Source organism: Mesorhizobium sp. M1E.F.Ca.ET.063.01.1.1 (genome assembly GCF_003998155.1).
Lineage (GTDB): Bacteria > Pseudomonadota > Alphaproteobacteria > Rhizobiales > Rhizobiaceae > Mesorhizobium.
Genome location: NZ_RZSC01001065.1, coordinates 1 through 1545 on the forward strand (window position 1 = coordinate 1; position 1545 = coordinate 1545).

2 protein-coding genes are annotated in these 1545 nt (G+C 62.5%); both read right to left on the reverse strand.

What is annotated here, in order from left to right; translation table 11 throughout:
* Positions 1-59: 59 nt before the first annotated feature.
* Positions 60-1094: an aspartate-semialdehyde dehydrogenase gene (locus tag EOA29_RS36025; RefSeq protein WP_126091136.1), complete on the reverse strand. Its 1035-nt coding sequence runs from the start codon at positions 1092-1094 to the stop codon at positions 60-62.
* Between the two features lie 106 nt (positions 1095-1200).
* The coding region (locus EOA29_RS42455) for a hypothetical protein (protein WP_210213218.1) at positions 1201-1545 on the reverse strand (345 nt) is incomplete at its 5' end.

Genomic DNA, 1545 nt, shown 5'->3' on the forward strand with positions numbered 1-1545 from the left:
CGTCCGGCGCCCCCGCGGAGGGCCAGCCGCGGCAGCGGCGGTGCGGCCCGTGAGCTAAATTAAGCCGCCTTCTTCTTCGGCTGGATCAAGCCCCGCGCGACCAGCAGCTCGGCGATCTGGACGGCGTTGAGGGCCGCGCCCTTGCGCAGATTGTCGGAAACGACCCACATCGACAGGCCGTTGTCGACGGTCGAATCCTCGCGGATGCGCGAGATGAAGGTGGCGTCTTCGCCGGCCGATTCGAGCGGCGTGATGTAGCCGCCGTTCTCGCGCTTATCGAGAACCTGGCAGCCGGGCGCGTCTCGAAGAATTTCCCTCGCCTCGTCCGCCGTGATCGGCTTCTCGAACTCGATGTTGACCGCTTCCGAATGGCCGATGAACACCGGCACGCGCACGCAGGTCGCCGTCAGCTTGATCTTGGGGTCGAGCATCTTCTTGGTCTCGGCCACCATCTTCCACTCTTCCTTGGTGAAGCCGTCGTCGAGGAAGACGTCGATATGCGGGATGACGTTGAAGGCGATGCGCTTGGTGAACTTCTTGACGTCGACCTGGTCGGCGACGAAGACGGCGCGGGTCTGCGTGAACAGCTCGTCCATGCCTTCCTTGCCGGCGCCGGAGACCGACTGGTAGGTGGCGACGACGACGCGCTTGATGGTGGCGACGTCGTGCAGCGGCTTCAGCGCCACCACGAGCTGCGCCGTCGAGCAGTTCGGATTGGCGATGATGTTCTTGCGCGAGAACAGCTCGACCGCATCCGGATTCACTTCCGGCACGATCAGCGGCACGTCCGGATCGTAGCGGAAGGCCGAGGAATTATCGATGACCACGCAGCCCTGCTTGCCGATCTTGGGCGACCATTCCTTGGACACGTTGCCGCCGGCCGACATGACGCAGATGTCGGTGTCGGAAAAATCATAGGTGTCGAGCGCCTTGACCTTCAGCGTGCGGTCGCCGAAGGACACCTCGGTGCCCTGGCTGCGCCGCGAGGCCAGCGCCACCACCTCGCTCGCCGGGAAGCCGCGCTCGTCCAGAATGCTGAGCATTTCGCGGCCCACATTGCCCGTGGCGCCGACTACCGCAACCTTGAAACTCATCGATATCTCCTGTCCCTCTCCGCTTGGTTGTTGGAGAAACCCGCCGGCCTCATGCGGGTTCCGTCCCCCGGGCCGAACCCGGGAGAGGGTGGTTAGGCCAAGGGAATCACACCGTTTTGGTGGTGGTTTTGGCCACAGTTTTGCTGGAACCCAGAATCTTGCTGGAACGGACGGACGCGCCGAAGCGCCCGGCCCGATGCTGCGCATCGTGGCTGGAGGCATCGAATGCAAGAAGAGCCATCAGAAGGCCGCGCATCGAAAAAGATCCCGTTCGCTGCGGGCTTTTACGCGCTTTGATAAAAGAGTCAATCGGCGCCGCAGCTCCCCTTCTCCCCTTTGTTTGGACCGGGGACATCGCGAACAGGTGTGCGAAGACATCGCGAACAGTTTTGCATGCTATCGGGCGAGGGCATTGAGGTCGATGGTTTCTATTTTCTGATGTCTGAACCAG